Here is an 18,886-nt window from a genome sequence, read left to right as displayed (position 1 = left end):
TCCGCAGACGACGGAATCAAGTACAGTCTGTTTTTTCCGGGGACATGTGCCTCGGAAAAAACACTGCTCAGGCCGCAAACGTGCGAGCGAAGCGAGTGCGATGCAGCGGCCTGCATCTTTTCGAAAAAATGCCTGCATTTTTGAGAGAGCCTGTCGACTTTGTCGACAGGCTCAGCCTTCCCCCTGAGGGGGAAGGTCATGTTTGTTCAGAAAATGCCATACAACATACGTGAAAGGACGGGGAAGACGGTTCAAAACCCGTTTCGCTTCCCTGCTGGAAAAAGAACGGTTTTTGGAATCCAAAGAAAAAGGGGCTCCCGAGCGGGTTGAGTGGTCCCAAATAGGAATCCGGCGGCCCGTCTTTACGCCCCCGCCCAGCACCAGCACCGTCCACAGGAGACTCCGCCGGTGGAACAGGGACAAGTTGTGGTTCTATCCCCACTTTTATCGCCGCCTGCGCCGGTGGGTGTCGGGACGTGGTGGCGCTGACTGGTATTACCTCTACTGCAACGCTGGAGACTCCATCTCTAACTACTCCAGCTCCTTGCGCAGGTGCTCCATGGCCTTGCGCTCGATGCGGGAGATCTGGACCTGGCTCACCCCCAGGACCTTGGCGGTCTTGTCCTGGGTCAGGTTCTTGTAATACCGCAGAAAAATCACCTGCCGCTCCCGCTCGGGCAGGGCGTCGATGGCCCCACGGAGGGCCAGCCGCTCCACCACCCCCTCCTCCATGCCGTCGGTGCCCAGCATGCTCTCCAGGGTGAAGCCGTCCTCCCCAGCCTCCATCTGTAAAGAGGCCACCGGCAGACTGGCCTCTTCGGCGGCGGCGATGTCCTCCGGTTCCAGCCCCGTCTCCGCCGCAAGCTCCGACAGGGTTGGCTCCCGGCCCAGAGTGTGGCTCAGCCGGTCCCGGGCCTGACGGATGGTCCCCGCCCGTTCCTTCACCCCCCGGCTCACCTTCACCGCCCCGTCGTCCCGGAGATACCGCCGGATCTCCCCGGCGATCTTGGGCACAGCGTAGGTGGAAAACTGGCAGCCGAAGGCGGGGTCGAACCCCCGCACCGCCTTCAGGAAACCCAGGCAGCCCAGCTGATAGAGGTCCTCCGGGTCGGTGCCCCGGCCGTAGTACCGCCGGACCACGCTCCAGATGAGGCCGGCGTTCTCCTCCATCATCCGCTCACAGGCGTCGTTGTCGCCCCCCCGGGCGGCCTCCAGCAGGGCGTCGGCCTCGGGAGCCTTCATCGGCTCCCGATACGCCGGGACAGACGGCGGCTCATGACCACGGTGGTCCCATTCCCCGGCCTGGAGCGGACCTTCAGCGTGTCCATAAAGCTCTCCATGATGGTGAAGCCCATGCCGGAGCGCTCCTCGTTCCCGGTGGTGAAGAGGGGCGTCCGGGCCTGCTCCACGTCGGCGATGCCCACCCCCCAGTCCTGGACGGCGATCTCCAGCCGCCCGTCCTCAAAGAGCTTCAGCCGCATGCGCACCTTCCCCAGCTCCTCCGGATAGGCGTGGACGATGGCGTTGGTCACCGCCTCGCTGACGGCGGTCTTGATGTCGTTGATCTCGTCCAGGGTGGGGTCCAGCTGGGCGGCAAAGCAGGCCGCCGCCGTCCGGGCAAAGCCCTCGTTGGACGAACGGCTCAAAAACTCAATGGTTGCGGTATTGACTGGTTTCATCCTATGTATCCCTCCCCGGCCGGGCGGCATCGCCCGGCCTTTCCTTTATTCAAAACGCAGGAGCCGCTCCAAACCGGCGGTCCGGAGCACCTTCCCAGCCTGTTCCGGCACATTCCGCACCACTACCGTGCCTCCCAGCTCCGCCGTCCGCTTATAGGCCCGCAGCAGCACCGCAATGCCGGAGCTGTCCATGAAGGTCACGCCTCCCAGGTCCAGGACCAGATGCCTTGGCAGGCGAATCCCCACCTCCCGATCGATGCCCTCCATGAGTCCCCGGGCCCGGTGATGGTCCACCTCTCCTGCCAGAGAAATGCATAGCTCCCTGTCCTCCCCCGTGCAGCTCAGTTCCACAGCTTGTCCCTCCTCCCGGCATAAAAAAATCGCAGTATACCAAAATTTGGTATACTGCGATTATAACCCTGTTTCTGTGATGAACCCGTCGAAAGTCAGGGGCTGGGACAAAGATCTCGCGCTTTTTGGTCAATCCACCCGTTCGATGGAGAATCCGTTCTTCTCGTTCCCCTTCACCTGGTAGAGCGCCTTGTCGGCACGGTGATAGGCATTTCGCAGATCCTCCGCACCATACACACGGGCGATGCCGATGGACAGGCCCGGCCATGTGAAGTTGAAATTCATCTCCCGGGCCACCATGGTCAAAATTCTGCGGGCCACCGCGGCGATCTCATCTTCCCCTTGTGGGCCAGAGCATAGAATGGCAAACTCGTCGCCACCTACGCGTCCCACCAGATCCTGTCCACGGACGCTGGAGCGCAGGACCGTCGCCACCCGTCTGAGCACCTCATCGCCCACCAGGTGACCGTGGTTGTCATTCACCTTCTTGAAGTCGTCTAGGTCCAACACAAAGCACCAGAAGGTTCCGCCCTGCTCCACATACCGCGCACCCTCTTCAAAGAAGGCGCGATGGTTGAGGAGTCCGGTGAGCGAGTCTTCCCGGGCCAGACGGCGCATATGCTCCGCCAGCTTCTGGGCCTCCTGGACCTGTTTGGTGAGGGTCTTGGGATAGTACTCCCCATCCTGCTGCTCCAGGTCGGGCATGGACTGGTGGAGGTGTACCACCCGCCAGTCCTCCCCGAATTTCTGATAGACCATGCTGAATCGGGTGTCCATATCAGCACAGGTTTCCCCGGTCTGGGCAACACTCAGGTGCAGCCCGCCGTACACCAGGCAGACCTCAGGACCCAGCTCCCGCTGCGCGTACCACTCGTCCACGATCTTCAGGTGGACCAATTTCCGCTCCGCGATTTCCTTCCCCAGGGCCTCAATGAGCTGCTGGAGGGTGGTGTAGTATTCATGCCGGCCGGTGCCGATCACCACACAGTCCGCATCGATCCACTCCAATACCTGAGACAGGGCTTCCGGCTCTTCCGCCATCAGATAGGCACGCCATAACTGCTGTGTGCGTTTGCGTAGGTCCATCGTGTCTTCCTCCTGTGTGAAAGGGCCGCTGTCCTGACTCACATACCGGCTAGCTGCTCTTCCAGTTTGGCGATGAGGTTGGCCAGCTTCTCCGCCCGCTCCCGCTCGGCCTCCACCACGTTGGCGGGAGCCTTGTTCACAAAGCCGGGGTTCTGGAGCTTGGTATTGAGCTTGTCCAGCTCAGCCTTGTCCTTGCCCAGCTGCTTCTCCAGCCGGGCCTTTTCCTTCTCCATGTCCACCAGCTCGGCCATGGGCATGGAGATCCGGGCAACATGGGTGATGACGGTAACCATCCCCTTGGCGCTCTCCCCGCTTTCGGCGCCGGAATCGGTCATGCCGGTAACGGTGACATCGCTGGCGTAAGCCAGGCGCTTGAGGAAGGGGATGCCCGCCTCAAAGATCTCCCGCTCCAGGGTGGCCACGGTGAGGTGGGCCTTCTTGCTGGGGGGCACATTCATCTCGGACCGGCGGGTACGCACGGCGCCGATGGCGTCCATGATGAGCTCCATGGCCTTCTCCTCCTGGGGGAAGTCCAGCTCCACATGGTGCTCCGGCCACTTCTGGAGCATCAGGTAGTCGCCGTCATGGGGCAGGGCCTGCCAGATCTCCTCGGTGAGGAAGGGCATGAAGGGATGGAGGAGCTTGAGGATGTCGGTGAGGACATAGCAGAGCACCTTCTGGGCGTTCTCCTTGGCCTGCTGGTCCTCGCCCTGGAGCCGGGACTTGGTGAGCTCGATATACCAGTCACAGTAATCGTCCCAGATAAAGTCGTAGACCTTCTGGGCAGCCACGCCCAGCTCGTACTTGTCCATGTTCTCGGTGACCTCGGGGATGACCCGGTTGAGCTTGGAGAGGATCCACTTGTCCTCCATCTCCAGGTGCTCGGGCAGCTCACACTTCTCAATGGTCAGGTTCATCATCAGGAAGCGGCTGGCGTTCCAGATCTTGTTGGCAAAGTTGCGCATGGCCTCGCACCGCTCGGTGTAGAAGCGCATGTCGTTTCCGGGGGAGTTGCCGGTGATCAGGTTGAAGCGCAGGGCGTCGGCGCCGTACTGGTTGGCAATCTCCAGGGGGTCGATGCCGTTGCCCAGGCTCTTAGACATCTTCCGGCCCTTGTCGTCCCGGACCAGGCCGTGTATGAACACGGTGTGGAAGGGCGGCTTCTTGGTGTGCTCACAGGCGGAGAAGATCATCCGGGCCACCCAGAAGAAGATGATGTCGTAGCCGGTGACCAGCACGTCGGTGGGATAGAAATACTTGAAGTCCTCGGTCTCCTCGGGCCAGCCCAGGGTGGAGAAGGGCCACAGGGCGGAGGAGAACCAGGTGTCCAGCACGTCCTCCTCCTGGACGATGTGCTTGGAGTGGCAGTGCTCACACTCGGTGGGGTCCTCCTCGGACACGGTGATGTGGCCGCAGTCCTGGCAGGTCCATGCGGGGATCTGATGGCCCCACCAGAGCTGACGGGAGATACACCAGTCGTGGACATTCTCCATCCAGTTGGTGTAGGTCTTGGAGAACCGGTCGGGGACAAACTTGACCTCGCCGTCGTTGACCACCCGCAGGGCCTCCTTGGCCAAAGGCTCCATCTTCACAAACCACTGGGCGGAGATCAGGGGCTCCACGTCGCTGTGGCAGCGGTAGCAGGTGCCCACGTTGTGCTGGTGGGGCTCCACCTTTACCAGGTAGCCCTGCTCCTCCAGGTCGGCTACGATGGCCTTCCGGGCCTCGTAGCGGTCCATGCCGGAGTATTTGCCATAGCCCTCCACGATCTTGCCGTTATCGTCCAGCACCCGGATGGTCTCCAGGTTCTGGCGCAGGCCCACCTCAAAGTCGTTGGGGTCGTGGGCGGGGGTCATCTTCACGCAGCCGGTACCGAATTCCATGTCCACGTACTCGTCGGCCACGATGGGCATCTCCCGGCCCACCAGGGGCAGGATGCACTTCTTGCCCACGATGTCCTTATACCGCTCGTCGTCGGGGTGGACAGCCACGCCGGTATCGCCCAGCATGGTCTCAGGCCGTGTGGTGGCCACGATAACGTACCGGCCCTCCTCACCCTGGATGGGGTAGCGGATATGCCAGAAGTTTCCAGGTTTGTCCTGATACTCCACCTCGGCGTCGGAGAGAGCGGTGACGCAGTGGGGGCACCAGTTGATGATGCGGCTCCCCTTATAAATGAGGCCCTTCTTGTAGAGGGAGATGAAAACGTGGCGAACGGCCTTGGAGAGGCCCTCGTCCATGGTGAACCGGGACCGGTCCCAGTCGCAGGAGGCACCCAGCTTCTTCTGCTGCTCCACGATGCGGCCGCCGTACTTGTGCTTCCAGTCCCACACCCGCTCCAGGAACTTCTCCCGGCCCAGGTCATAGCGGGTGAGGCCCTCGTTCTTCCGGAGCTCCTCCTCCACCTTGATCTGGGTGGCGATACCGGCGTGGTCGGTGCCGGGCACCCACAGAGCGGCGTATCCCTGCATCCGCTTGAAACGGATCAGGATATCCTGAAGGGTAGAGTCCATGGCGTGACCCATGTGCAGCTGTCCCGTCACGTTCGGAGGCGGCATCACGATGGTGAAGGGCTTCTTATCTGGGTCCCGGTGGCCGGCAAAGCAGCCGTTCTTCTCCCACATCTCGTAGATGCGGCCCTCCACCTCCTGGGGCTCATAAACCTTTGGCAATTCCTTGTTCATTGGTGTTTCACATCCTATATTGTATTCTTCGTTTGATTTCAGCTTTGGATCAGCCATCCTGCATCACCGCAGGAGCGCCTGGAACTTTTCGGACTCGAGCTCATAGCGCGCAGCCTTCCGGTCACACCGCTCCTCCAGAAATGCCACCAGCTCCTTCGGTGTCCCGCCGGTCAGGCCGACCAGCGGAAAGCAGATGCTGGATGCCTTGTCACAAGCGACCAGGCAGTAGGACTCAGAGCGGTAAAGACCGGTCACCTGGTTGTAAGAAAACAGATTCCGTTCCTCCACGTCCTGACCTGGCAGAGTGCTCCCTGGCGCCTGAAGCGTACAGCCCTCCTCGTCGAAGGACACCACCAGCTCCTTTTCCGCCTCCTCCGGCGGTAAGGTCTGGGCCCTGGCCTTTTTGATATAGTTGCGGGTGTCGCTCCCTTGCACCTTGCTCACGGCTCTCCAGATCAGCAGCGCCGCTGCAAAGAGGAAGAAGATCCGGCTTGCCACACCTCCCTGCTGGAACACAGCCAGTATCAGGGCGGCTACGGCCGCGACGGCTTCTACCAACACCACCAGTTTAAAACTGCCACCGGCGATCTCCCGAGCACGCCGAAACAAAATATATTGCTCGGTGCATGCGTTAAAGGTCTCACCTGTCATTTTGACCTCAAATCGGGCCATTCCCTTTCTACCGCCTTTCTGTCCCAGATACGAAAAACGCCCTGAAGCCCCATAGGCTTCAGGGCGGATCGCTCCGCGGTACCACCTGAATTCGGACATCGAAACGTCCGCGCTCTTTCCGTCTGTAACGCAGACAAACGCCGCGGCTTACCAGGACAGTCAAATGTCCGTTAGGCCGCAGAGCTCCGGGACCACCTTCCGTCCATCCCGGAGAGCCTTGCACCGACCGGCTCCTCTCTGTACCCAGGTAACAGACGTACTCTTTCCCATCGTCGCCTTTTCCGGAGACCGCACAGATCTCCGTGGAAGCGGCCCATCAAGCCGCTCTATCAGAGCTATTATATTTAGATTTTCCCCAAAAGTCAAGCCATTGAGCACAAAAGCTGGAAAGATCTGTCCTCTATCTCTGCACTCCCAAGCACCAGACCTTTCCTGGCCTGAGCACGACAAAAGCCCACCAGCACAGCCGGTGGGCTTTTGAATTTGGATGGGTCAGATAAGCGGAGAGAAAAATGTCTGTCTTACTTCGCTGCAGCTCTGGCGTTGACCTTGTCTTTGCCGATGGTGGCACGCAGGATCATGAGCACCGCGAACATGGAAGCGAATGCAATGATCAGGTTGATGACCACGTTCTGGATCAGGCCAGCCAGGATGTAGTTCACGAAGGAGACGGCAGCCACAGTCAACGCATAGGGCAGCTGGGTCTTCACGTGGTTGAGGTGGTAGCACTGAGCACCAGTGGAGGCCAGGATGGTGGTATCGGAGATGGGGGAGCAGTGGTCGCCGCACACGGCGCCGGCCAGGCAGGCGCCCAGACCGATGGTGAGGATGGTACCGGCGTCCACGCCGAAGGTGGCCACCACGATGGGAATCAGGATACCGAAGGTACCCCAGGAGGTGCCGGTAGCGAAGGCCAGGAACACGGACACCACGAAAATCACGGCGGGCAGCAGGTTGGCCAGAGACTTGGCATAGGCCTGCATGAAGTGCTCCACGAAGTACTTAGCGCCGAGCAGATCGTTGGTCACGCCGCTGATGGTCCACGCAAAGGTCAGAATCAGGATGGCGGGCACCATGACCTTGAAGCCCTCGGCGATACAGTCGGTGACCTGGACAAAGCTCATGCTTCTGCGGATCACCAGGAAGTAGATGAAGCAGAAGATGACCACGATGAAGGAGCCGTACATCAGGCCGCTGGCAGCGGAGCAGTTGGCAAAGGCGTCCAGCACGTTCATGTAGGTGCCGCTGTCGGGGGTGAAGAAGCCGCCGGTGAACAGCAGACCGCTGACGCAGGAGATAATGAGGACGACAACGGGGATGACCAGATCGACCACTTTGCCGTTGGTGGAGTTCTTGCTCTCATCGTCGGCACCCTCGAAGGGCCGCTCGGGAGTGGTGTAGATGTCGCCCCGCTTGGCGTTGTCCTCATGGACCTTCATGGGACCGAAGTCCTCATCAAAGACAGCCAGAACGATCAGGGTGAAGATGGTCAGGATAGCGTAGTAGTTCCAGGGGATGGCGCTGATGAACAGCTGCAGACCGGAAACACCCTCCATGGACTCGGCCACGCCGGACACTGCCGCCGCCCAGGAAGAGATGGGCATCATGATACACACAGGGGCGGCCGTAGAGTCGATCATGTAGGCCAGCTTGGCACGGGAGATCTGGTGGCCGTCGGTCACAGGACGCATCACGTTACCGGTGGTCAGGTTGTTGAAGTAGTCGTCAACGCCCAGCACCAGAGCCAGAATCATGGTGGCCAGCAGAGCGCCGCGGCGGGTCTTGATGACCTTCTTGGCCCAGTCGCCGTAGGCCTTGGAGCCGCCGGAGCGGTTCATCAGCACCACGATGAAGCCCAGAGACACCAGGAACACCACGATACCCATGTTGTCCGCTACCTTGGAGGCAATGGTGTCATACACACTGGTGACAGCCAGCACGGGGTTGAAGTTGGCGTACAGGAAGCCGCCCACCAGGCAGCCCAGGAACAGAGATGTGTAAACTTCCTTGGTGATCAGGGCCAGCACAATGGCCAGTACAGGGGGCAGAAGAGACAGGGGCTGTGCAAAGAAATTGCTGACATACTCGGTATCGCCCTCGGCGAAAGCGGTGGTCATCAGGAGCCCTGCCAGAGCTGCCACGACCAAAAGAAGGGGAATCAAATTCCTCTTGGTTCTACTCATGTTGTTCCTCCCTTTATCAACATATGCAGTTTTCAAGGTGTGGATCTAAACGCGTGAGTGTTGCTGTTGCTGAGGTAACCAAACCAATTCCCACAGCTAGGATAACACAAATTTTTGTAAATGACAAGCAATTTTCATAAAAACTTGTTTTTGGAAGATGCTTGTTTTATATTGTATGACTATATTTGTCCGTTTTACTGCAAAAACTTGCATTTCTTTTTCGGTTTAAATTGCAGATTCCAGTTATGCAAAATATAAAAAGAGAGACGGGTTTTCACCCGTCTCTCTTGTATACAAATGGAATAAGTTCTTACTTGCTCGCGACAGGAGCCGACTTCTTGGAAGTCACAGCCCGAATAATCATCAATACCGCGAACATAGAAGCCAGAGCGATGATGAGGTTGATGACCACGTTCTGGATCAGGCCAGCCAGGATGTGGTTGACGAAGGCGACCGCTGCCACCGTCACCGCATAGGGGATCTGGGTCTTCACGTGGTTGAGGTGGTAGCACTGAGCGCCGGTGGAGGCCAGGATGGTGGTATCGGAGATGGGGGAGCAGTGGTCACCCATAACCGCGCCGCCCAGGCAGGCGCCCAGGCCAACGGTGAGGATCGTGCCGGAGTCCACGCCGAAGGTGGCCACCACGATGGGGATCAGGATGCCGAAGGTGCCCCAGGAGGTGCCGGTGGCGAAAGCCAGGCCGCAGGCCACCAGGAAGATGACACCGGGCAGGAAGTTGGCCAGAGACTCAGCGGAGCTCTGCATGGCCGCCTCCACGAAGTACTTGGCGCCCAGCAGATCGTTGGTCACGCCGCTGATGGTCCAGGCAAAGGTCAGGATCAAGATAGCGGGCACCATGACCTTAAAGCCCTCGGCGATACAGTCGGTGACCTGGACAAAGCTCATGCTTCTGCGAATGATCAGGAAGTAGATGAAGCAGAAGATGACCACGATGAAGGAGCCGTACATCAGGCCCGTAGCGGCAGTACAGTTGGCGAAGGCGTCCATCACGTTCATGTAGGTGCCGCTGTCGGGTGTGAAGAAGCCGCCGGTGTACAGCAGGCCGCTGACGCAGGAGATAATGAGCACAATGACGGGGATGACCAGGTCGATCACCTTGCCGTTGGTGGAATTCTTCTTCTCGTCATCGGCGTCGGCATAGGGCCGCTCGGGAGTGGTGTAGATATCGCCGCGCTTGGCGTTGTCCTCGTGGACCTTCATGGGGCCGAAGTCGATGTCGAAGACAGCCAGGATAATCAGAGTGAAGATGGTCAGGATAGCGTAATAGTTCCAGGGGATGGCGCTGATGAACAGCTGCAGACCGGAAACACCCTCCATGGACTCGGCCACGCCGGACACTGCCGCCGCCCAGGAAGAGATGGGCATCATGATACACACAGGGGCAGCCGTAGAGTCGATCATGTAGGCCAGCTTGGCGCGGGAGATCTTGTGGCCGTCGGTCACAGGACGCATCACGTTACCGGTGGTCAGGTTGTTGAAGTAGTCGTCAACGCCCAGCACCAGAGCCAGGATCATGGTGGCCAGCAGAGCGCCGCGGCGGGTCTTGATGACCTTCTTGGCCCAGTCGCCGTAGGCCTTGGAGCCGCCGGAGCGGTTCATCAGTACCACGATGAAGCCCAGGGACACCAGGAACACCACGATGCCCATGTTGTCGCCGACCTTGGCGGCGATCATGTCATACACACTGGTAACGGCCATCACAGGGTTGAAGTTGGCGTACAGGAAGCCGCCCACCAGGCAGCCCAGGAACAGGGACGTATAAACTTCCTTGGTGATCAGGGCCAGCGCGATGGCCAATACAGGGGGCAGGAGCGACAGGGGCTGTGCGAAGAAGCTGCTGACGTATTCCGCTTCGCCCTCAGCGAAAGCGGTGGTCATCAGAAGTCCGGTGATTGCTGCCAGAGCCAGAATAAAGGGGATAATCCTCCTCTTTGTGCCTTGCATGGTTAACCTCCCTTTCAAATGGTGCGATGATTGAGACATGCTCTGCTGTGGACAGGACTTATGCTGTTTCCCAAACCGATCGCCAGTGACAGGTGCCATACGAAGGTATTTGTGCAAAACCAAACCAATTCCCACTTGTTACCCTACCAGTTTTTGTGCTTAATTACAAGTGTTGGCCTGTCAAATTTTAGTATAGTTTTTGTAAAGTTCTTGTAAAATTGTTAAATTAGTTCGGAAAGCTCTATATAAATATCCTCTTTCCTGATTTTCTCTATTTTAAAGTTCTGTTCCACCTCTGTGTTATCAAGCATGCTCAACATCCCCCACAGCAGAGAGTGCAGTTCACGGGGAGAATGTGTCTTTCGGAGTGCACCCATGTCCAGGTCCCGCTCTCGTTTGGATAGGCGACGCCCATCCGGCGCCAGCAGAAGAGGCACATGGGCATAGACCGGCGCAGGATACCCCAGCTGCTTCATGAGCCAGAGCTGCCGGGCCGCGGAGTCCAGCAGGTCCCGGCCCCGGACCACCCGGGTCACCCCCATGAGGGAGTCATCCACCGTCACCGCCAGCTGGTAGCCGTACACCCCGTCGGCCCGGCGGATGACAAAGTCGCCGCAGTCCCGGGCCAGGTCAAAGGCTTGTTCGCCCTGGATGAGGTCTTGGAACCGGATGGTCTCGTGGGGGAGGGCCGTCTTCCAGGCCGGCGCCTTTACCATGGCCCTCGCCTCCCGCTCTGCCCGGGAGAGGTCCCGGCAGGGACAGTGGCCCAGGTCTCGCTCCTCCCCGGGGTGGGGCGCCGAGGCCGCCAGCCTCTGGGCCCGGCTGCACCAACAGGGATAGATCACATCCAGGGACTGGAGCCGCGCAAAGGCCTCGTCATAGAGAGCGGTGCGCTCCCGCTGGCAGTAGGGCCCGTCGGGACCTCCCACACCGTAGCCCTCGTCCCAATCCAGCCCCAGCCACCGCAGGTCCTCCACGATGTGGCTGGTCCAGGGCTCCCCGGTGCGGTCCGGATCCAGGTCCTCCATCCGCAGGACCACTCGCCCCCCCACCGACCTGGCATCCAGCCAGGCTACATAGAAGGAAAACAGATTCCCCAGGTGCATCCGCCCGCTGGAGCTGGGGGCAAACCTTCCCTTTTCCGCCATATACTCCACGCTCCTCCACTTGTTCTCTCGATCCCATTGAGTGTACCACGGTCCCGGCCATTTGCAAATAGTGTAAAAAACTCCTGACACCTATCCTTTGCTCTGCTATGCTCAAAGTGTAAAAAAGATTTGACATCTTAGGTCCACACCACGAAAGGAGGTCCCATCCATGCCCGCTCTCACACATCTGGCTCCCACTCTGTTTCTGCTCCTGCTGCTGGGACTCACCGCCCTGGACATCGCCCTGGTGGTCTCCCTCATCCGTCCGGGGGATGAGCGGCGGCAGCTCATCGTCTGGAAGGCCAGCGCCTCCACACTTGGGGGTGTGGCGGGCTATCTGGTCCTCCGGGTGGCCCTGAATTTCGTCCGAGGCTACGAAGCACTCAACCCCTACACCCTGCTCACCGTCATGGCCGCCATGTACTTCGTCTTTCTCCTCTACCACCGGTCCCGCCATGGAGGGTGAACATGGAAAACCAGATCAAAGAGCGGCGCGAGCAGCTGGGCTTCTCCCAGGGAGCGCTGGCCAAGGCCTGCGGGGTCTCCCGGCAGACCATCAACGCCATCGAGAACAACAAGTATGACCCCACCCTGGCCCTGGCCTTCCGTCTGGCCCGGACCCTGGGCACCACGGTGGACGGTCTCTTCACCCCAGGCTGACAGAAAACTGACAGAAAAAGGACCGTTCGGCGTGCCGAACGGTCCTTTTTGTATGGATTTTTACCGGTTGAGCTGGTGGATGCTCAGGCCCAGACCGGCCTCCGCCGCCTCGCCCACGGCCTCGGCAAAGGTGGGGTGGGCGTGGATCACCCGTGCCATGTCCTCCAGGGTCTCACCCCTGGAGATGGCGGATGCGAATTCCCCCACCAGGTCGGTGGCCCGCTCACACAGGAGATGGGCGCCCAAAATCACACCGTTTTCTCCATGATAGACCACCTTGATAAAGCCCCGGCCGGCGTCGGTGATGACGCTGCGGCTGTTGCTGCCGGTCAGGTATTTAGCCGTTTTGACGGGGATGCCCGCCTCCTTGCACTGGCCCTCGGTACGGCCCACGGAGGCTATCTCCGGCCGGACGTAGACGCAGGAGGGCACCACAGAGAGGTCCATAGGGGGCTCCTGCCCCGCCAGCATGCTCACGGCGTTGATGCCCTGGGCGGCAGCGGCGTGGGCCAGCTGGATGCTGCCCTTCACCGCGTCACCGATGGCGTAGATGCCGGGGACACGGGTCTGGAAGCGGTCGTCCACCGGGATAGCCCCCCGGTCCAGGCCCAGGTCCACCTCCGGGGCGCACAGCCCGTCGGTGTTGGCCCGGCGGCCCGTGGCCACCAGCACAGCGTCGGCGGCGACGGTCTCGGTCTTGTCCTTCACGGTATAGGTGCAGATGAGGCCGTCCGGCCCCTGCTCCACCTTCTCCACCCGGGCGCCGACACACAGCTTCACGCCTTTTTTCTTCGTGAGCATGCTCATGCTCTGGGAGAGCTCCCGGTCCAGGGTGGGCAGGATGCGGTCCATGGCCTCCAGCACGGTGACCTCCGCCCCCAAAGCCCGATAGAGTCCGGCGAACTCCATGCCGATGACGCCGCCGCCGATGATGGCCAGGCGCCGATAGAAGGTATCCCCGGTGAGGAGGTCATCACTGGTGAGGACGCCGGGCAGATCCAGCCCGGGCACCGGCGGCAGAGCTGGGCGGGAGCCGGTGGCGATGAGGATATTCGTCCCCTCCAGCACCTTCTCCCCCACCTGGACCCGTCCGGGACCCAGGATGCAGGCGGTGCCGGTGATGCGGTCCACCTTATTGCCCTTCAGCAGCCGCTCTACCCCGTCCCGGAGCTGCCCCACCACCTGGTCACGACGGGCGCACATGGCGGAATAGTCGAAAGAGACCCCTTCCGCCCGCAGGCCGAAGGTCTCACACTCCTTCATCTCCTCATACCGCTCAGCGGCATGGATGAGGGCTTTGGTGGGGATGCACCCCCGGTTGAGGCAGGTACCGCCCACGGCGTCCCGCTCCACCAGGGCGGTGCGCAGCCCCAGCTGGGCGGCCCGGATGGCGGCGGTGTAGCCGCCGGGACCGCCCCCGATGACAATGAGGTCCCAGCTCATGCCTGACCCTCCGGCGGCGTATACCGCAGCACCGGGTGACGGGCGGCCTTGACCTCGTCGGGCCGGCTGATGGGGGTGGTGTGAGGGGCAGCGTGGATGGCCTCCGGGTCGGCGTCGGCCTGGGCACGGATGGCCTTGAGCACCTCCGCCGCCTCATCCAGGGTCTCCCGGGATTCGGTCTCGGTGGGCTCGAACATGAGGACCTCCTCCACGATGAGGGGGAAGTACATGGTGGGGGGATGGATACCGTGGTCGATGAGGGCCTTGGCCACGTCCATGGCGGAGACGCCGGTCTGCTTCTTGAGGTCGTGGAGGGTGAGCACGAACTCGTGCATGCAGGGGCCGTCGCCGTAGGCGATGTCGTAGGTCCCCCGCAGCTGCTCCCGCAGGTAGTTGGCGTTGAGCACCGCCCCCTTGGCGGCCTCGTGGATGCCCTGGGCGCCAAGGGTGAGGATATAGGCCAGGGCCTTCACCACTACAGTGAAATTGCCGTAAAAGCCCTTGACGCTGCCGATGCTCTTGGCCGGGTCCTTGAACTCCAGGCCGTCCGCCCCCTCCTCCACATGGAACACGGGCAGGAAGTCTTTTAGGAACTTCTTGCAGCCCACGGGTCCGGAGCCCGGTCCGCCGCCGCCGTGGGGGGTGGAGAAGGTCTTGTGGAGATTCAGGTGGACCAGGTCGAAGCCCATATCTCCGGGGCGGACCACGCCCATGACGGCGTTGAGGTTTGCGCCGTCGTAGTAGCACAGGCCGCCGGCGTCGTGGACAATCTGGGTGATCTCCAGAATATTGGGGTCAAAGAGGCCCAGGGTGTTGGGGTTGGTGAGCATAAGGGCGGCGGTATCGGGGCCGACGGCGGCCTTCAGGGCCTCCAGGTCCACACCGCCGGCCGGGTTGGATGGCACGTTGACCACGGTGAAGCCGCACATGGCGGCGGAGGCCGGGTTGGTGCCGTGGGCGGAGTCGGGGACCAGGATCTTGGTCCGGGCGGTGTCCCCCCGGTCCAAGTGGTACTTTTTGACCATCAGCAGTGCGGTAAACTCCCCGTGGGCGCCGGCGGCGGGCTGGAAGGTCATGGCGTCCATGCCGGTGATCTCGCATAAGAGCTCTTCGGCCAGATAGAGGACCTCCAGGCAGCCCTGGGCGGTGTCGGCGCTCTGGGTGGGGTGGACCCCGGTGAAGCCGGGCAGGGCGGCCAGCTCCTCATTGATCCGGGGATTGTACTTCATGGTGCAAGAACCCAGAGGGTAGAAGCCGCTGTTCACCCCGTGGGCCCGCCGCTCCAGGGCGGAGTAATGCCGGGTCAGGTCCACCTCGGAGAGCTCCGGCAGATCCAGAGGGGTCTCCCGCTCCATGCCCGTCATCAGGTGGGCGGGCGGCACGTCCAGGGGCGGCAGCAGGTCGCAGCGGCGGCCCTTCCGGCTCTTTTCAAACAGCAGTTCCACTCATACCACCTCCCGAATGGCCTGTTCCAGGGCGTCGATGTCGTCCCTGGTGTTCATCTCCGTGGCGCACCACAGCAGGTTGCCGTCCTCCAGGGGGAGGGGACCCAGGATGCCCCGTTTGGCCAGGCCGTCGATCAGCTTCTCCGGCTTGCAGGGGCAGGTGGTGACGAACTCGTGGAAGTAGGGGCCGGGGTAGACCATGTCGAAGCCGGGCACGTCGCACACTCTCTGGGCGGCATACCGGGCGTGGGCCATGCAGCTTTCGGCCACCTGGAGCAGGCCGTCGGGACCCACGGCGGCCAGGTAGACGGCGGCGGTCATGGCGCACAGGGCCTGGTTGGAGCACACGTTAGAGGAGGCCTTCTCCCGGCGGATGTGCTGCTCCCGGGCCTGGAGGGTGAGAACGTAGGCCCGGCGGCCTTCGTGGTCGGTGGTCTCTCCTACAATGCGGCCGGGCAGCTTCCGGGTGAGGGCGGCGGTGGCCGCCATGAAGCCCAGGTAGGGTCCGCCGAAGCTCAGGGGCATGCCCAGGGGCTGCCCCTCGCCCACGGCGATGTCGGCGCCGCACTCGCCCGGGGTCTTCAGCACTGCCATGGCGATGGGGTTGACCCCCATGATGAACTTGGCACCGGCGGCGTGGGCGGTCTCCCCCAGCTCCTTGGCCGACTCGATACAGCCATAGTAGTTGGGCTGCTGGAGGTAGAAGCAGGCCACGGTGTCGTCCAGCAGGTCGGCCAGGGCCTGGGCGTCGGTGAAGCCGTTCTTCACCGGGACGGTCTTCACCTCCATGCCGTTTCCGAAGCAGTAGGTCTCCACTGTCCGGCGGACCATGGGGTGGGCGGCGGCGGAAATAAGGACCGTGCTCCGCTTCCGGTCCCGGCACATGGCCACCGCCTCAGCGGCGGCGGAGGCGCCGTCATAGATGGAGGCGTTGGAGGCGTCCATGCCGGTGAGGGCGCAGATCATGGTCTGATACTCAAAAATGGACTGGAGCACCCCCTGGGAGAGCTCGGCCTGGTAGGGGGTGTAGGCGGTGAGGAAGGTCTCTTTACTGGTGACACTCTTCACAATGGCGGGGATATAGTGCTTATAAGCGCCCGCCCCCCGGAACACCGAGGGGAATACCGTATTCTTGGCGGCGATGCCCTCCAGAATGCGCCGGACCTCCAGCTCGCTTTTGCCGTCGGGCAGGTCCAGATGGTCCAGACGCATCTCCGGCGGCACCTGGGCATAGAGGTCGTCCATGCTCTGGCAGCCGATGGACTCCAGCATGGCCTGGCGCTCCGCCTGGGTGGATGGCTGATAGCTTCCCATGTCCTTGGATCACTCCTTTCCCGTTTTCAGGCGCTGTCTCAGCCCTCCTGGGCGCAGTGGGCCTCGTAGGCGGCGGCGTCCATCAGCTCCTCCTGGTCGGTAATGTCCTCCACCTCCACCAGCCAGGCGCCGTAGGGATCGGAGTTGATGGCCTCGGGAGTGTCCAGCAGGTCCTCGTTCACCGCCTTCACGGTGCCGGTGACGGGGCTGTATACGTCGGAGACGGCCTTCACCGACTCCACATCGCCCAGGGCCTCGCCGCAGGTCAGGGCATCCCCCACCTGGGGCAGATTCACAAAGACCAGGTCGCCCAGAGCGTCCTGGGCGTGGTCGGTGAGGCCCACCTTGGCAGTGCCGTCATCGGCGAAAAGGACCCACTCGTGGGACTTGGTATAGCGGAGATGATCGGGGGTATTCATAGCAAATTCCTCCTTATATCACATTATATTTTATTATTTGTTCGATTTAGCGCTTGTAGAAGGGCAGGGGCACCACCTTGCAGGGTACCCGGCGGCCCCGAACGTCCACCTCCACCTGGGTGCCCTCGACGGCGTCGACCGGGGAGAGATAGGCCATGGCAATGGCTTTGCCCAGGAAGGGGGCGTGGGTACCGGAGGTGGTCTGTCCCGCCAGCCGGTCGCCGATATAGACGTCCTGGTGCTCCCGGACAATGCCCCGGCCGGTGACCTCCAGGCCCACCCGGGTCCTGGTCAGGGGCAGCCGCCCCTCCAGGCCCGCCTTGCCAATGAAATCATCCTTGTTCAGCTTGATGGCGAAGTCCAGGCCGGCCTCCATGGGACCGATGTCGTCGGTGAGCTCGTGACCATAGAGGGGCATGGCGGCCTCCAGCCGCAGGGTGTCCCGGGCACCCAGACCGCAGGGGATGAGCCCCTGGTCCTTCCCCGTCTCCAGCAACAGGTCCCACAGGGCGGGCCCCTCCCCGGCGGCGCAGTAGAGCTCATAGCCGAACTCCCCGGTGTAGCCGGTGCGGGAGATGAGGCACTGGATGCCTCCGATGGTGATCTTGGGGATGAAGCTGTAATACTTCTTGGGCAGGTCCTCCTCCCCCACCAGCTTCAAAAGGATCTCCTTGGACTTGGGGCCCTGGAGGGCCACCTGGGCCACGGTATCCGAGATGTCCTCCATTTTGCAGTCGCCAAAAAGGTGCTCCGCCATCCAGGCGGCGTCCTTATCCTTGTTGGCGGCGTTGATCACCACCAGGTAGGCGCCCTCCCGGACCTTGTAGACGATGAGATCGTCTACACAGCCACCGGCGTCGTTACACATGGGGGAGTACCTGACCTGGCCGTCATACATGTTGGTGAAGTCGTTGGTGAGCATATGGTTGAGATTTTTGAGGGCATCCGGGCCGGTAAAAACCAGTTCTCCCATGTGGGAGACGTCAAAGAGCCCTGCGGCGGTACGCACAGCCATGTGCTCGGCGATGACACCGGTTGGGTACTGGACCGGCAGGAGATAGCCCGCAAAGGGGACGATCTTGCCGCCCAGTGCCACGTGGTGCTCATAAAGCGGCGTCTTTTTTTCCATTGGCGATCCCTTCTTTCTCAAAATTGGTAGGACAAAAAACGCAAGACGGAGGCGCGCCAATCAAAGGCACGCCTCCGTCTTCTTACCTGAAAGATTCTTTGCCCCCGGCAGAGCAAATTGCTTCTTCGGTCCGCCGGGGCACGCGCCCCTTTGGTCTTCGGAGTTTCGTCCGGTATCGGTACTTTTGCCTGAGAGTTTTTCTGCCAATCCCCTTCGGCGCCGCCTGGGCGGTCTCTCCCGATGCCATCATCCGAACCTATTCTGTTTATTATCAGTATACCGGATGTCTCCGTCCTTTGCAAGGGGGAATTGCGTCAGACCTGCCGTCGATTTTGGCGATTCGCCCTTATTGGAAGGGCCAATTTATCTATTTTCTTTATTTTTGTTCTATTAGATAGAACTTACTTCAAACTATATACTGCAAATTATTTTTCAATAAAATCATATATTTTTATACTTTTTAAGTAATATAAAAAATGAATATTTTATTTTTTTATATTTTCCTTATTTTATCTATTGACTTATTTGTGCAATAAAATGTACCCTATAAAGTGGACACGCAGAGCAGCAGAGATCCCATGTTGTGGACACACAGAAACGACTGCGGTCCCATGAAAGTAGACAGGGTGAACTTCCAATCAAACCAGTGAAATGGACATGCGTTTCATTTCCCCCGAGAGTTGTGGTAAGATAAAAAAGCAAGGACT

At 60.8% G+C, this 18,886-nt stretch carries 16 protein-coding genes, 1 riboswitch and 1 other annotated feature; of the genes, 2 read left to right on the top strand and 14 right to left on the bottom strand.

All coding sequences use genetic code 11. The features are described from left to right. Positions 1-531: 531 nt before the first annotated feature. The 9 genes from E0E29_RS06215 to gluQRS all read right to left on the bottom strand — a co-directional run bounded on the left by E0E29_RS06215 (position 532) and on the right by gluQRS (position 11,769). Positions 532-1,242 (bottom strand): sigma-70 family RNA polymerase sigma factor, encoded by a 711-nt coding sequence (locus tag E0E29_RS06215; RefSeq protein ID WP_130849146.1) that lies wholly within the window; start codon positions 1,240-1,242, stop codon positions 532-534. Beyond that, on the bottom strand, positions 1,239-1,679 hold the full coding sequence (gene spoIIAB, locus E0E29_RS06210) for an anti-sigma F factor (protein ID WP_130849145.1): 441 nt from the start codon (positions 1,677-1,679) through the stop codon (positions 1,239-1,241). The genes E0E29_RS06215 and spoIIAB overlap by 4 nt, the downstream gene beginning before the upstream one ends. 45 nt (positions 1,680-1,724) lie before the next feature. Next, positions 1,725-2,030, bottom strand: a complete 306-nt coding sequence (locus tag E0E29_RS06205) for an anti-sigma factor antagonist (RefSeq protein ID WP_130849144.1) — start codon at positions 2,028-2,030, stop codon at positions 1,725-1,727. 129 nt (positions 2,031-2,159) lie between these two features. Continuing rightward, positions 2,160-3,116, bottom strand: coding sequence for a diguanylate cyclase domain-containing protein (locus E0E29_RS06200; protein WP_130849143.1), 957 nt, complete (start codon positions 3,114-3,116; stop codon positions 2,160-2,162). Between the two features lie 38 nt (positions 3,117-3,154). Further along, positions 3,155-5,800, bottom strand: coding sequence for a valine--tRNA ligase (locus tag E0E29_RS06195; RefSeq protein ID WP_130849142.1), 2,646 nt, complete (start codon positions 5,798-5,800; stop codon positions 3,155-3,157). 63 nt (positions 5,801-5,863) lie between these two features. Beyond that, positions 5,864-6,472: a hypothetical protein gene (locus E0E29_RS06190; RefSeq protein ID WP_130849141.1), complete on the bottom strand. Its 609-nt coding sequence runs from the start codon at positions 6,470-6,472 to the stop codon at positions 5,864-5,866. A 56-nt stretch (positions 6,473-6,528) separates the two neighbouring features. After that, positions 6,529-6,754, bottom strand: a binding site (T-box leader). Between the two features lie 239 nt (positions 6,755-6,993). After that, positions 6,994-8,655, bottom strand: coding sequence for a Na+/H+ antiporter NhaC family protein (locus E0E29_RS06185; protein ID WP_130849140.1), 1,662 nt, complete (start codon positions 8,653-8,655; stop codon positions 6,994-6,996). Positions 8,656-8,965: 310 nt separating this feature from the next. After that, complete coding sequence (locus tag E0E29_RS06180; RefSeq protein ID WP_130849139.1) at positions 8,966-10,621, bottom strand: Na+/H+ antiporter NhaC family protein; 1,656 nt, start codon at positions 10,619-10,621, stop codon at positions 8,966-8,968. 221 nt (positions 10,622-10,842) lie between these two features. Beyond that, positions 10,843-11,769: a tRNA glutamyl-Q(34) synthetase GluQRS gene (gene gluQRS, locus E0E29_RS06175; protein ID WP_130849138.1), complete on the bottom strand. Its 927-nt coding sequence runs from the start codon at positions 11,767-11,769 to the stop codon at positions 10,843-10,845. A 169-nt stretch (positions 11,770-11,938) separates the two neighbouring features. Between gluQRS and E0E29_RS06170 the strand changes: the two genes are divergently transcribed. Further along, positions 11,939-12,235 carry a hypothetical protein gene (locus tag E0E29_RS06170; protein ID WP_130849137.1) on the top strand — a complete coding sequence of 99 codons (297 nt, stop codon included), beginning with the start codon at positions 11,939-11,941 and terminating at the stop codon, positions 12,233-12,235. 2 nt (positions 12,236-12,237) lie between these two features. After that, complete coding sequence (locus E0E29_RS06165) at positions 12,238-12,429, top strand: helix-turn-helix transcriptional regulator (RefSeq protein ID WP_130849136.1); 192 nt, start codon at positions 12,238-12,240, stop codon at positions 12,427-12,429. Between the two features lie 60 nt (positions 12,430-12,489). Here E0E29_RS06165 and lpdA read toward each other — a convergent pair whose 3' ends face one another. Genes lpdA through gcvT form a run of 5 tightly spaced genes read right to left on the bottom strand, consistent with a single transcriptional unit; the run spans position 12,490 to position 18,179 of the window. After that, positions 12,490-13,872: a dihydrolipoyl dehydrogenase gene (gene lpdA, locus E0E29_RS06160; RefSeq protein ID WP_130849135.1), complete on the bottom strand. Its 1,383-nt coding sequence runs from the start codon at positions 13,870-13,872 to the stop codon at positions 12,490-12,492. Beyond that, positions 13,869-15,317: an aminomethyl-transferring glycine dehydrogenase subunit GcvPB gene (gene gcvPB, locus E0E29_RS06155; RefSeq protein WP_130849134.1), complete on the bottom strand. Its 1,449-nt coding sequence runs from the start codon at positions 15,315-15,317 to the stop codon at positions 13,869-13,871. The genes lpdA and gcvPB overlap by 4 nt, the downstream gene beginning before the upstream one ends. Next, on the bottom strand, positions 15,318-16,631 hold the full coding sequence (gene gcvPA / locus E0E29_RS06150) for an aminomethyl-transferring glycine dehydrogenase subunit GcvPA (protein WP_130849133.1): 1,314 nt from the start codon (positions 16,629-16,631) through the stop codon (positions 15,318-15,320). Positions 16,632-16,669: 38 nt separating this feature from the next. Then, on the bottom strand, positions 16,670-17,050 hold the full coding sequence (gcvH, locus tag E0E29_RS06145; RefSeq protein WP_130849132.1) for a glycine cleavage system protein GcvH: 381 nt from the start codon (positions 17,048-17,050) through the stop codon (positions 16,670-16,672). 46 nt (positions 17,051-17,096) lie between these two features. Continuing rightward, the gene (gcvT, locus tag E0E29_RS06140) at positions 17,097-18,179 is read right to left on the bottom strand and encodes a glycine cleavage system aminomethyltransferase GcvT (RefSeq protein ID WP_130849131.1); all 1,083 of its coding nucleotides are present in this window, start codon (positions 18,177-18,179) and stop codon (positions 17,097-17,099) included. A 166-nt stretch (positions 18,180-18,345) separates the two neighbouring features. Further along, a riboswitch (glycine riboswitch) is annotated at positions 18,346-18,429 on the bottom strand. Positions 18,430-18,886: the final 457 nt, after the last annotated feature.

It is taken from the genome of Intestinimonas timonensis, assembly GCF_900626145.1.
GTDB classification, from domain to species: Bacteria; Bacillota; Clostridia; order Oscillospirales; family Oscillospiraceae; genus Intestinimonas; species Intestinimonas aquisgranensis.
The sequence above is the reverse complement of the archived record's forward strand: the minus strand, read 5'-3'. Positions and strand labels throughout refer to the sequence as shown.